Below are 14,294 nucleotides of genomic sequence, written 5' to 3' on the forward strand. Positions count from 1 at the left end.
CGGTGACGACCACCGTGTCCCCCAGCTCCTCGATCGCCGTGGCGGGGCCGGTGTGGACGGTCGCGTCGGTGCCCGCGGCGGACAGGCCCGCGGCGACCTCGGCGGCTGCGCTGTCCCCGTGGTCGTCCCCGACGCCGATGCCGACGACGGCGACCGTCGCGGGCGCCGGGATGCCGGCCGGGGCGTCGTCGACCGGGGTCCAGTCGAGCGCGAACAGTGCGTCGCCGGTGCCGGTGGGTGCGAGCTGTGCCTCGGCGACCGGGCGGACGGCGAGCGTGTCGACGGTCGCGACCGGGTGGCCCGCCGGGTCGGCGGCGGCGATCGCGATGCCGCCGCCGGTGCGGGTCAGCCGCACGCGCAGCGCGACGGCGCCGGTGGCGTGCAGAGTGACCCCGTCCCAGGAGAACGGGAGGCCTGCGGTGCCGTCGTCGTCGAGCATCCCGGCGTGCAGGGCGGCGTCGAGCAGGGCGGGGTGCAGCCCGAAGCGGGCCGCGTCGTCGGTGGCCTGCCCGGGCAGTGCGACCTCGGCGTAGACGGTGTCGCCGTCCTGCCAGGCGCCGGTCAGTCCCTGGAACACCGGGCCGTAACCGAACCCGGCCTCGGCGAACCGCTCGTAGCAACCCCGGAGCGGCAGCTCGCGCGCACCGGTGGGCGGCCAGGTCGTGGCGTCGAAGCCGGTCGGCTCCGGTGCGGCCGTGGTCAGGGTGCCGGCGGCGTGCTGGGTCCAGGGTGCGTCGCCGGCGTCGTCGGGCCGGGCGTGCACGGTGACGGTGCGGCGGCCGTCGTCGTCGGCGACGCCGACCCGGACCTGGGTCCGCACGGCACCACGGGTGGGCACCACCAGCGGGGCGGCGAGGGTGAGCTCCTCGACGCGGTCGCAGCCGACCTCGTCGCCGGCGCGCAGGGCCAGTTCGAGCAGCGCCGTACCGGGCACGAGGACGGTGCCCCGGACGGCGTGGTCGGTCAGCCACGGGTGGGTCGCGAGCGACAGCCGACCGGTGCAGAGCACGCCCTCGCCCTCGGCGAGCTCGACCACGCCGTGCAGGACGGGGTGCCCGGTGGCGGTGAGTCCGAGCGCGCCGGCGTCGGCCGCCGGGCGGGTCGCGGTGGGCCAGTAGGTGGCGTGCTGGAAGGCGTAGGTCGGGAGGTCGACCCGGCGGCCGCCCGGGAGCAGCTCCGTCCAACCGACGCGGGTGCCGCCGACGTGCAGCCGGGCCAGCGCGGTCAGTGCGGCGTCGACCTCGCCGCGGTCGCGGCGCAGGACGGGCACCGTCGCGGTCGTGTCGTCGGGCAGGGACTCGCGGGCCATCGCCGAGAGCACCCCGTCCGGGCCGAGCTCCAGGAACGTGGTCGCACCGGCCCCGGCCAGCGCCCGCACGCCGTCGCCGAAGCGGACGGCCTCGCGGACGTGGCGCACCCAGTACTCCGGGTCGCACAGCTGCCGGGGCTCGGCGAGCGCACCGGTCAGGTTCGACACCACCGGCACCACCGGCTCGGCGTAGCTCAGCTGCTCGGCGACGGCCCGGAACTCCGCCAGCATCGGGTCCATCAGCGGCGAGTGGAACGCGTGGGACACCGCGAGCCGCCGTGTCCTGCGGCCGGCCAGCTGCTCGCCCACCGCTGTCACGGCATCCTCGTCACCGGAGACGACGACAGCGGACGGGCCGTTGACCGCCGCGATCGCGACGCCGTCGGTGAGGTGCGGGCGCACCTCGTCGTCGCTCGCCTGCACGGCGAGCATGGCGCCCCCGGTCGGCAGCGCCTGCATCAGCGACGCCCGCGCCGCGACCAGGCGCGCCGCGTCGGCCAGCGAGAACACCCCGGCCACGTGCGCCGCGGCGATCTCGCCGATCGAGTGCCCGGCGACCAGGTCGGCACGGACCCCCCAGGACTCGACGAGCCGGTGCAGCGCGACCTCGACCGCGAACAGCGCGGGCTGGGTCGCGCCGGTCTCGTCCAGCGCGGCGGCGTCGGTGCCCCACACGACCGCCCGCAGGTCACCGCCGAGCTCGGCGTCCAGCGCGGCGACGACGGCGTCGAACGCGTCGGCGAACACCGGGAACCGGGCGTGCAGCTCCCGGCCCATGCCGAGCCGCTGCGAACCCTGCCCGGAGAACAGCATGGCGGTCCGGCCGCCGCGGGCACGGCCGGTGACGACCGCCGGGTCGCTGTCGCCGTCGGCGAGCGCGGTGAGAGCACGCACGGCGTCGTCGGCGTCGGCCGCGAGGACGACGGCGCGGTGGTCGAACGCGGACCGGCCGGTCGCCAGGGAGTGGGCGACGTCGATCGGGCGCAGGTCCGGCCGCCCGGTGACGGCGTCGCGGAGCCGGGCGGCCTGGTCGCGCAGCGCCTCGGGGGACCTCGCGGACAGCAGCCACGGCAGCGGGCCGTCGGGTCCGGGCTCCGCCGGGGCGGGGGCCGGGGCGTCGGCGGGCTGCTCGACGATGACGTGGGCGTTGGTGCCGCTGATCCCGAACGACGACACACCCGCCCGGCGGACACGGCCGGTCTCCGGCCACACGGTCGGCTCGGTGAGCAACGCGACGGTGCCGTCGGACCAGTCCACGTGCGAGGACGGCGCGTCCACGTGCAGCGTCCGCGGCAGCACCCCGTGCCGCAGCGCCTGCACCATCTTGATCACACCGGCGACGCCGGCGGCGGCCTGGGTGTGCCCGATGTTGGACTTCAGCGAACCCAGGTGCAGCGGCTGCGCGGGGTCGCGGTCGGCGCCGTAGGTCGCGATGAGCGCCTGCGCCTCGATGGGGTCGCCGAGGGTGGTGCCGGTGCCGTGGGCCTCGACCGCGTCGACGTCCGATGCCCGCAGCCCGGCGCTGGCCAGTGCCTGGCGGATGACCCGCTGCTGGGACGGCCCGTTCGGTGCCGTGAGCCCGTTGGACGCACCGTCCTGGTTCACCGCGGACCCGCGCACCACGGCCAGGATCTCGTGACCGTTCCGCAGCGCGTCCGACCGGCGCTCCAGCACCAGCATGCCGGCGCCCTCGGCCCAGCCGACGCCGTCGGCGGCGTCGGCGAAGGGCTTGGACCGGCCGTCGGCGGCGAGGCCGCCCTGCCGGGAGAACTCGACGAACGTGGCCGGGGTGGACATGACGGTGACGCCGCCGGCGAGGGCGAGCGTGCACTCGCCGGTCCGCAGGGCCTGCATCGCCCAGTGCATCGCGACCAGCGACGACGAGCACGCGGTGTCGACGGTGACCGCCGGGCCCTCCAGCCCCAGGGTGTAGGACACCCGGCCCGAGGCGACGCTGCCCGCGCTGCCCTGGCCCTGGATCCCCTCGTGCTCCGGTCCGCCGAGGTTGTCGGCGTAGTCGTGGTACATGACGCCGGCGAAGACGCCGGTGGCGCTGCCGCGCAGCGAGACCGGGTCGATCCCGGCCCGCTCGACCGCCTCCCAGCTCGTCTCCAGCAGCAGCCGCTGCTGCGCGTCGGTCGCGGTGGCCTCCCGCGGGCTCATCCCGAAGAACCCGGCATCGAACTCGGCGGCGTCGTGCAGGAAGCCACCCTCGCGGGTGTAGGAGGTGCCGGCGTGGTCGGGGTCCGGGTCGTAGAGGCCGTCGAGGTCCCAGCCGCGGCCGGTGGGGAACCCGGTGATGGCGTCGACGCCGTCGCCGACGAGCTGCCAGAGGTCCTCGGGGGACGTGACCCCGCCGGGGAAGCGGCACGCCATTCCCACGATGACGACCGGGTCGTCGTCGAGCGGCGTCACGACCGGGCGCTCCGGTGCGGGCGGGGCCGCGGAGCCGAGCAGCTCGGAGCGCAGGTGGGTGGCGAGCGCGGAGAGGGTCGGGTGGTCGAAGACCGTCGTCGCGGGCAACCGCAGCCCGGTCGCCGTCGCGAGCCTGTTGCGCAGCTCGACGGCGGTCAGGGAGTCGAACCCGAGATCGCGGAAGGCGCGGTCGGCGTCGATGTCGGCGCCGGAGGTGTGCCCGAGCACGAGGGCGGCGGCGTCGCGGACGACGTCGAGGAGGACCTCGTGGCGCCGGTCGTCGTCGAGCCGGGCGAGCCGGGCGACGAGCCCGGCGTCGGTGGCCTGCGCGGCGCCGGCGGCGGTGCGGCGGGGGGCGGTGACCAGTCCGCGCAGCAGCGCGGGGACCGGGGTCCGGGCGCGGAACGCGGCGAGGTCGAGGCGGGCGGTGACCAGCGCAGGGTCGCCGGTGGCCGGTGCGGCGTCGAAGAGGGCGAGGCCCTCGTCGGCGGTGAGCAGCGGCATCCCGGCGGCGGCGGCCCGGGCGACGTCTCGCTGGTCGAGGTCGGCGGTCATGCCGAGGCCCTGCTGCCAGGGGCCCCAGGCCAGCGCGGTGGCGGGCAGGCCGGCGGCGGCGCGGTGCGCGGCCAGGGCGTCGAGGAACGCGTTGCCGGCGGCATAGTTCGCCTGGCCGGCACCGCCGAACACCCCGGCGACCGAGGAGAACAGCACGAACGCGTCCAGGTCCAGACCCGCGGTCGCGCGGTGCAGGTTCCACGCACCGTCCACCTTCGGCGCCAGCACCCGGGCCAGACGCCCGGGGGTGAGCGAGCTCAGCACCCCGTCGTCGAGGATCCCGGCGGTGTGCACGACGGCACGCAGCGGGTGCGCACCGGGCACACCGGCCACCAGCGCGGTGACGGCGTCGGCGTCGGTGACGTCGCAGGCGGCGACCGACACCCGGGCGCCATGGCCCTCCAGCTCGGCGACCAGCTCCGCGGCCCCCGGTGCGTCCGCACCGGACCGGCTGGTCAGCAGCAGGTGGCGCACCCCGTGGGTGGCGACGAGGTGACGGGCGAGCAGACCGCCGAGGCCGCCGGTGCCGCCGGTGACCAGGACGGTGCCCTCGGTCGACCACGTCGTGGCGCCGGTGGGGGCCCCGGCGCGGGTCAGACGGGCGGCGAGGACGTCGTCCCCGCGGACGGCGAGCTGCGGCTCGTCCGGGGACAGCGCGACGGGCAGGGCACCGGTCGCGGGCACGGCGGCGGCCGGGTCGAGGTCGAGCAGGCCGAAGGCGCCGGGGTTCTCGGTCTGCGCGGAGCGGACCAGCCCCCACACCGCGGCGGCGGCGAGGTCGGCGACGGGCTCACCGGCGGCCGTGACGGCGCCGCGGGTGACGAGTACCAGCCGGGAGCCGGCGAGCCGGTCCTCGGTCGACCAGCGCCGGAGCAGGTCCAGGGTCGCGCCGGTGCGGTCGCGCACGTCCCGCGGCGTGTCGTCGCCGGGGCCGGCCGGGAGCGGGGCGAGCACGGTCGCCGGGACGGTGCTGCCGGGGTCGGCGAGCAGGTCGTCGACGGTGTCGTACCGGGTGTGCCCGGCGGCGAGGACGTCGGTTACCGGGTCGCCGGGCGCGCCGAGCACCGCGACCGGCGCCGGCGGCACGGACGGGTCCGACGGCGCCGTGACGGCCGTCCAGTCGAGCCGGAACAGGCCGTCGCGCACGGCCGTCCCGGTGCCGAGGGCGGCAGGGTCGACGGGGCGCGCGCGCAGACGGCCGGCGGTGGCGACCGGACGACCCTCGGGGTCGGCGACGGCGACGGCCAGGCCGCCGCCGTCGGCGGCCGGTGCGAGGCGCACCCGCAGCGCGGTGGCCCCGGCGGCGTGCAGGGTGACGTCCTCCCAGGCCCACGGAAGGCCCGCGGCGCCGTCACCGGTGAGCAGGGCGGCGTGCAGGGCGGCGTCGAGCAGGGCGGGGTGCAGCCCGAAGCGGGCCGCGTCCTCGGCGGTGGTGTCGGGGTCGGGCAGCGACACCTCGGCGTAGACGGTGTCGCCGTCCCGCCAGGCGCCGGTCAGCCCCCGGAACACCGGACCGTAGCCGAACCCGGCCTCGGCGAACCGCTCGTAGCAGCCCTCGACGTCGAGCTCGGCCGCGCCGGTGGGCGGCCAGGTCGTGGCGTCGAACCGCACTGGGCCCGGCGCGAGGGTGGTGAGGGTGCCGGTGGCGTGCTCGGTCCACTCGTCGGAGCCCTCGGGGCGGGCGTGCACGGTGACCGGGCGTCGGCCGGAACCGTCGTCGGCACCGGCGCGGACCTGCACGGTGACGGCGCCACCCGCGGTGGGCAGGGTCAGCGGCGTGGCGAGGGTGAGCTCCTCGACGCCGGTGCAGCCGACCTCGTCGCCCGCGCGGACGGCGAGCTCGAGCAGCGCGGTCCCGGGCAGCACCACGGTCCCGGCGACCGTGTGGTCGGCGAGCCACGGCTGCGCGGACGCCGAGAGACGGCCGGTCAGCAGCGCGCCCGCGCCGTCGGGGAACGCGACGGCGGCGCCGAGCAGCGGGTGCCCGGCGGCGCCGAGCCCGGCGGAGCGGACGTCGCCGGGGGCCGCGGTGGCACCCGGCCAGTAGCGGCGGTGCTGGAAGGCGTAGGTCGGCAGGTCGACGCGGGCGGCGCCGGTGCCGTCGAACACGGCGTCCCAGTCGATCCGTACGCCGCGGACGTGCAGCGCGGCGAGCGCGGCGACGACGGCGACGTCCTCGGAGCCCTCGCCGTGCAGCACGGGCACGGTGACGGTCCCGTCGGCGGGCAGCGAGTCCTGGGCCATGGCCGACAGCACGCCGCCGGGGCCGATCTCGACGAAGGTGACGGCGCCGCGGCCGGCGAGGGTGGTGACGGCGTCGGCGAACCGGACGGGTTCGCGGACGTGGCGCACCCAGTACCCGGGGTCGCACAGCTCGTCGGCACCGGCGAGGTCACCGGTCAGGGAGGAGACCACGGGCACCGCCGGGGCCTCCGGGGACAGGCCGGCGACCACGGAGCGGAACTCGGCGAGCATCGGCTCCATCAGCGGCGAGTGGAACGCGTGGCTGACCCTCAGCCTGCTGGTCCGTCGCCCGCCCTCGGCGAGCGCCGCCGCGACGGCGTCGACGCCGTCCTGCGAGCCGGACACGACGACGGCCGACGGGCCGTTGACCGCGGCGATCGCGACGTCGTCGCGGGTGAGCAGAGCGGCGACCTCGTCCTCGGTCGCCTCGACGGCGACCATCGCGCCGCCGGCGGGCAGCGCCTGCATCAGGGTGCCGCGGGCGGCGACCAGCCGCGCGGCGTCGGCGAGGGTGAACACCCCCGCCACGTGGGCGGCGGCGATCTCGCCGACGGAGTGGCCGGCGACGAGGTCGGGGGCGACGCCCCAGGACTCCAGCAGCCGGTACAGCGCGACCTCCAGCGCGAACAGCGCCGGTTGGGTGGCGCCGGTCGCGTCCAGTGCGGCCCCGGCGCTGTCACCGTGGCCCCAGACGACCGCACGCAGGTCGGAGCCCAGCTCGGCGTCCAGCGCGGACAGTGCGGCGTCGAAGGCGTCGGCGAAGGCCGGGTACCGGGCGTGCAGCTCGCGGCCCATGCCGAGGCGCTGCGAGCCCTGCCCGGAGAACAGGAACGCGGTACGGCCGGTCGCGGTGGTGCCGGTGACGACGGCCGGGTCGGCCTCGCCCGCGGCGAGCGCCGCCAGGCCGCGCAGGGTCTGCTCCGCCCCGGTGCCGACGACGACCGCGCGCTGATCGAGGGCGGCGCGGGTGCGCAGCAGGGACCAGCCGACGTCGGCGGGGTCGATCGCGGGATCGATCGCGGGGTCGACGGCGTGGCCGTCGCGGACGTGGGTGAGCAGGCGGGCGGCCTGGTCGCGCAGCGCGTCGGCGGAGGCGCCCGACAGCGCCCACGGCACGGCGGGCAGCTCCCGGCCACCGACGGTGGCGGTGGTCGGCGTCGGCTCCGGCTGCTCGACGATGACGTGGGCGTTGGTGCCGCTGATGCCGAACGACGACACGCCCGCCCGGCGGGGGCGCCCGGTCTCGGGCCACGGCGTCGGCTCGGTGAGCAGCGCGACCGTGCCGTCGGACCAGTCCACGTGCGAGGACGGCGCGTCCACGTGCAACGTGCGCGGCACCGTCCCGTGCCGCATCGCCAGCACCATCTTGATCACACCCGCCACACCGGCGGCGGCCTGGGTGTGGCCGATGTTGGACTTCACCGACCCGAGCAGCAGCGGCCGCTGCGGGTCCCGGTCCCGCCCGTAGGTCGCGATCAGGGCCTGGGCCTCGATCGGGTCGCCGAGGGTGGTGCCGGTGCCGTGTGCCTCGACGACGTCGACGTCGCCGGTGGACAGACCGGCGTTCGCCAGCGCGCGGCGGATGACCCGCTGCTGGGACGGGCCGTTCGGCGCCGTGAGCCCGTTCGAGGCGCCGTCCTGGTTGACCGCCGACCCGCGCAGCACCGCGAGGATCTCGTGACCGTTGCGGAGTGCGTCGGACCGCCGCTCCAGGACGAGCACGCCGACGCCCTCGGACCAGGCGACGCCGTCGGCGGCGTCGGCGAAGGCCTTGGAGCGGCCGTCGGGCGCGAGTCCGCGCTGGCGGGAGAAGTCGACGAACGTGCTGGGTGTCGACATGACCGTCACGCCCCCGGCGAGGGCGAGGGTGCACTCCCCCGCCCGCAGCGCCTGCGCGGCCAGGTGCATCCCGACCAGCGACGACGAGCACGCGGTGTCGACGGTGACCGCAGGGCCCTCCAGGCCCAGGGTGTAGGACACGCGGCCGGACGCGACGCTGGGGGCGCTGCCGTTGCCGCGGAAGGCCTCGTGCTCGTCGCCGGTCAGCGTGGTGCCGTAGTCGTTGTACATGACACCGGCGAACACACCGGTGGCGCTGCCGCGCAGCCCGGTCGGGTCGATCCCGGCCCGCTCGATCGCCTCCCAGCTCGTCTCCAGCAGCAGCCGCTGCTGCGAGTCGGTGGACAGCGCCTCGCGCGGGCTCATCCCGAAGAACCCGGCGTCGAACTCGGGGGCGGTGTGCAGGAACCCGCCGGCGCGGACGTGGGTGTGCCCGGGACGGTCCGGGTCCGCGTCGAACAGGTTGGCCAGGTCCCAGCCGCGGTCGGTCGGGAACGGGCCGGTCGCGTCGGCACCGTCGCCGACGAGCCGCCACAGGTCCTCCGGGGAGCCGACACCGCCGGGGTAGCGGCACGCCATCCCGACGATCACGACGGGATCGTCGCCGGTCGCGGCCGAGGAAGCGGCGGTCCTGTCGGGGGTGCGGTCGGCGGTGTCGTCGGGGGCGTCGTCGGCACCGAGCAGCTCGTCGCGCAGGTGGCGGGCCAGCACGCCCGGCGTCGGGTAGTCGAAGACCATGGTCGCGGGCAGGCGCAGCCCGGTGGCGGCGGTGAGTCCGTTGCGCAGCTCGACCGCGGTGAGCGAGTCGAAGCCGAGGTCCTGGAACTGACGGCCGGTCTCGACCTGGCCGGGGTCGGCGTGGCCGAGGACGTGGGCGATCCGCTCGCGGACGAGGTCGAGCAGCGCCTCGTCACGGGTGGACCCGTCCAGCGCGCGGAGCCGCTCGGCGAGGTCACCGGTGGACGGCGACGCCTGGGCGGCGGCGCGCCGCGCGGGGCGCCGGATCAGGCCGCGCAGCAGCGGCGCGGGCTCGCCCTGGGCGCGCAGGGCGGGCAGGTCGAGCCGGACCGGGGCGAGCGCGGCGGTTCCGTCGGCGGTCGCCGCGAGGGCGGCGTCGAACAGGGCCGTCCCCTGCTCCGGGGTCAGCGGTGGCATCCCGGAGCGGGCGATCCGCTCCACGTCGACGTCGCTGAGCGAGCCCGTCATGCCGACGACGCGGCTCCACGGCCCCCAGGCCAGCGCGACGGCGGGCAGCCCGGCCGACCGTCGGTGCACGGCCAGCGCGTCGAGGAAGGCGTTCCCCGCGGCGTAGTTGGCCTGCCCGGGGCTGCCGAAGGTGGCGGCGACCGAGGAGAACAGGACGAAGGCGTCCAGGTCCAGGTCGCGGGTGAGCTCGTGCAGGTGCCAGGCCGCGTCGGCCTTGGGGCGCAGCACGGTGTCGAGGCGCTCCGGGGTCAGCGAGCCGATCACGCCGTCGTCGACGACGCCCGCGGTGTGCACGACGGCGGTCAGCGGGTGCGTGTCGGGGATGCCGGCGAGCAGCGCGGCGACCGCGGCCCGGTCGGTGACGTCGCAGGCCACGGCGTGCGCGGTCGCGCCCAGCGCGGTGAGCTCGTCGACCAGCTCGGCGGCGCCGGGGGCGTCCGGACCGCGACGGCCGGCCAGCAGCAGCTGCCGTACGCCGTGCTCGGCGACGAGGTGCCGGGCCAGGACACCGCCGAGGCCGCCGGTCCCGCCGGTGATCAGGACGGTGCCGTCGGGGTTCCACCGGTGCGGCTCGGCGTCGGTGCGGACCCGGACCAGCCGCGGCACGAGCACCGTGTCGGCGCGGACGGCGAGGTCGGGCTCGTCCTCGGTGGCGGCGAGCGCGGCGACCAGTGCGGCGGGGGCCACGACCGGATCGGCGCCGGTGGCGTCGTCGGGCAGGTCGAGGACCGCCAGCCGGCCCGGGTTCTCGGTGCGGGCGGTGCGGACGAGGCCGTGCACCGCGGCGGCGGCCGGGTCGGCGCCGTCGGTGGCGCCGCGGGTGAGCAGCACGAGCCGGGCGTCGGCGAACTCCTCGCCGGACAGCCACTGCTGCACCAGCTCCAGGGCCGCGGTGGCGACGGTGTGCGCGGCGTCGGCGACGGTGCCGCCGCAGGACGCGGCCCCGGCCAGCACGAGCTCGGGGACGGGGTCGCCGGAGGCGGCCAGCGCGGTGAGATCCGGGTAGGTGCGCACGGGGACGCCCGCGGCCCGCAGTGCGGCCGTGCCGACCGGGCCGGGGCCGCCGGTCTCGGCGCCGACGACGGCGACCGCCGCCGGGGTCCGGCCGGCGGGGCCGCCCAGCGGGGCCCAGTCCTGGCGGAACAGGGAGTCGTCGTACCGGTCGGCGCCGGTGTCGGCCGGGACCTCGCGGGAGACCAGGGAGTCCGCCGTCAGCACCGGCCCGCCCGCGGCGTCGTACACCGTGATCGACACGGTGTCCTCGCCGGTGGCCGCGATCCGGGCGCGGACGGTGCCGGCGCCCGCGGCGAACAGCTGGACGCCCTCCCAGGTGAAGGGCAGGCCGCCACGGCTGATCGCACCCAGGTCGCCGTAGGCGGCGGCGTGCTGCGCGGCGTCGAGCAGGGCGGGGTGCAGGCCGAAACCGGTCGTGTCGGTCCCGGCGCCGTCGGGCAGCGTGACCTCGGCGAACACCTCGCCGTCGCGGCGCCACGCGGCGTGCAGCCCCCGGAAGGAGGGCCCGTAGTCGAAGCCGATCCCGGCGAGCCGCTCGTAGCAGCCCTCGAGGTCGACCGGCTCGGCGCCGGCGGGCGGCCAGGCGGTCGTGTCGAGCCCGTCGGGCGCCGTCGTTCCCGAGCCGAGCACACCGGTGGCGTGCTGCGACCAGGGCAGGCCGTCGGCGTCCTCCGGCCGGGAGAACACGCCGAGGGTGCGGCGGCCACGGGCGTCCGCCGGACCGACGCGGACCTGCACCCGCACGCCACCGCGCTCGGGGAGCACGAGGGGCGTGGCCAGGGTCAGCTCCTCCACCCGGGTGCAGCCGACCTCGTCACCGGCGCGCACCGCCAGCTCGACGAACGCGGTACCCGGCAGCAGCGCACGTCCCTGCACGCCGTGGTCGGCGAGCCACGGGTGGGTGCGGACCGAGAGCCTGCTGGTGAACAGCACGCCGTCGTCACCGGCGAGCTCGACGGCGGCACCGAGCAGCGGGTGGTCGGCGGTGGTCAGCCCGGCGGCGGTGACGTCGGCGGCGCCCCGGACGGGCGCGGGCCAGTAGCGGGTGTGCTCGAAGGGGTAGGTGGGCAGGTCGACCCGGGACGCACCGGTGCCGTCGAAGAGCCGGGCCCAGTCCACGGTCGTCCCGCGGACGTGGGCCGTGGCGAGTCCGGTGACCAGCGACAGCTCCTCGGGGCGGTCGCGGCGCAGCAGCGGTACGGCGACGGCGCCCTCGGGCAGGGACTCCTGCGCCATGCCGCAGAGCACGCCGTCCGGGCCGAGCTCGACCAGGGTGGTGACGCCGCGCGCGGCCAGGGCGGTGACGCCGTCGGCGAAGCGGACGGTGCCGCGGACGTGGCGCACCCAGTAGTCGGCGGAGCAGATGTCGGCGACCTCGGCGACCGAGCCGGTCAGGTTGGAGACGACCGGGATCCGTGGCTCGTGGTAGGTGAGTCCGGCGGCGACGGCCCGGAACTCGGCGAGCATCGGCTCCATCAGCGGCGAGTGGAACGCGTGGCTGACCCGCAGCCGGGTGCTGCGCCACCCCCGGGCGCGGGCGTGCTCCTCGACGGCGGCGATCCCGTCGGTGTCCCCGGCCACCACGACCGACGACGGCCCGTTGACCGCGGCGAGCGAGACACCGGCGGTGAGCAGGGGTGCGACCTCGTCCTCGGTCGCGCCCACGGCCAGCATCGCGCCGCCGCGCGGCAGCGCGGCCATCAGCCGGGCGCGGGCGGCGACGAGCGTGGCGGCGTCGTCGAGGGACAGCACGCCCGCGACGTGCGCGGCGGCGATCTCGCCGATCGAGTGCCCGCCGACGAGGTCCGGGACCACGCCCAGCGAGGTGACCAGGCGGTAGAGGGCGACCTCGATCGCGAACAGCGCGGGCTGCGCCCGGCCGGTGTCGTCGAGCGCCTCGGCGTCGGTGCCCCACAGGACCTCACGCAGGGTGGCGTCGTTGTCGGGCAGCGCCGCGTCGAGCAGCGCGGCGGTCTCGTCGAACGCCTCGGCGAACACCGGGAAGCGGGCGTGCAGCTCCCGGCCGGCGCCCAGGCGCTGGGAGCCCTGCCCGGAGAACAGCAGCGCGGTCAGGCCCTCCCCCGCGACACCGCGGGCGATCTCGGTGACCTCGTCCCCGGAGCCGAGCAGCACGGCGCGGTGCTCGAAGGTCGCACGGCCGGTGGCCAGCGAGGCACCGACGTCGAGCGGGCTCAGTCCGGTGACCGATCCCGTGAGCCGGGCCCGCAGGGTGTCCAGTGCGGTGGCGGTGCGTGCGGACAGCGGCCACGGCACCACCGCCGGGGCGGACACCTCGGCGGCAGGTGCCTGCGCGTCGGTGTGCGGGGCCTGCTCCAGGATGACGTGGGCGTTCGTGCCGCTGATCCCGAACGAGGAGACCCCTGCCCGGCGCGGGCGGCCGGTCTCCGGCCAGTCGACGGCAGCGTCGAGCAGTGCCACGGCGCCCGCGGTCCAGTCGACGTCGGCCGAGGGGCGCTCGGCGTGCAGGCTGCGGGGCAGCACCCCGTGCCGCAGCGCCATGATCATCTTGATGACGCCGGCGACGCCCGACGCGGCCTGGGTGTGGCCCATGTTGGACTTCACCGAGCCCAGCAGCAGCGGGGTCGCGCGGTCCGCGCCGTAGGTCGCGAGCAGGGCCTGCGCCTCGATCGGGTCGCCCAGGGTGGTGCCGGTGCCGTGCGCCTCGACGGCGTCGACGTCACCGGAGCCCAGCCGCGCGCTCTCCAGCGCGGCCCGGATCACCCGCTGCTGGGACGGGCCGTTGGGGGCGGTCAGGCCGTTGGAGGCGCCGTCCTGGTTGATCGCGGACCCGCGCAGGACCGCGAGGACCTCGCGGCCCTGCCGGCGGGCGTCGGAGAGCCGCATCAGCACGAGCATCCCGGCGCCCTCGGCCCAGCCGGTGCCGTCCGCGCCGTCGGCGAACGGCTTGCAGCGGCCGTCGGCGGCCAGCCCGCTCTGGGCGGTGAAGGCGACGAACGGGCCGGGGGTGGCCATCACCGACGCGCCACCGGCCAGCGCCGTCGAGCACTCCCCGGCCCGCAGCGCCTGCACCGCCTGGTGCATGGCGACCAGCGACGACGAGCAGCCGGTGTCGACGGTGACCGCCGGGCCCTCGGCGCCCAGGGTGTAGGACAGTCGCCCGGAGATGACGCTCGCGGCGTGCCCGGTGGTCGAGTAGACCGCCACGTCCTCGTCGGAGGCGCGGATCACCTCGCCGTAGTCCTGGCCGGTGGTGCCGACGAAGACCCCGGTGTCGGTGCCGCGCAGCGACGTCGGGTCGATGCCGGCCCGCTCCAGCGCCTCCCAGGTGATCTCCAGCAGGATCCGCTGCTGCGGGTCCATCGCGACGGCCTCGCGCGGGGAGATCCCGAAGAAGCCGGGGTCGAAGCCGGCGACGTCGTCGACGAAGCCGCCGACCTGGGCCAGGCTGCCGCCCTCGCCGTCACCGGCGAGCGCGTCGAGGTCCCAGCCGCGGTCGGTCGGGAACGGCCCGAGGACGTCCCGGCCGTGCGCGACGACGTCCCACAGGTCCTCCGGCGAGGCGACGCCACCGGGGAAGCGGCAGCCGATGCCGACGACCGCGACCGGCTCGGACGCGGCGGCGACCAGCTGCTCGTTCTGCCTGCGGAGCCGCTCGACCTCCTTGAGGGACGACCGGAGTGCCTCGACGTACTTCTGGTCCGACGTGCTCATCAGAATCTCCTGCTTGTCG

1 protein-coding gene (cut by a window edge) is annotated in these 14,294 nt (G+C 77.1%); it reads right to left on the bottom strand.

Features of this window, described 5'->3' with window-relative positions:
• On the bottom strand, positions 1–14,275 hold the beginning of the coding sequence (locus tag DMP15_RS17670; protein WP_337826190.1) for an SDR family NAD(P)-dependent oxidoreductase. It extends 18,356 nt beyond the left edge of the window; only the first 14,275 of its 32,631 coding nucleotides appear in the window; it begins with the start codon at positions 14,273–14,275; its stop codon lies off the left edge, out of view.
• Positions 14,276–14,294 lie beyond the last annotated feature (19 nt).

The sequence above is a fragment of the Pseudonocardia sp. UM4_GMWB1 genome (genome assembly GCF_017312155.1).
Taxonomy (GTDB): domain Bacteria; phylum Actinomycetota; class Actinomycetes; order Mycobacteriales; family Pseudonocardiaceae; genus Pseudonocardia; species Pseudonocardia alni.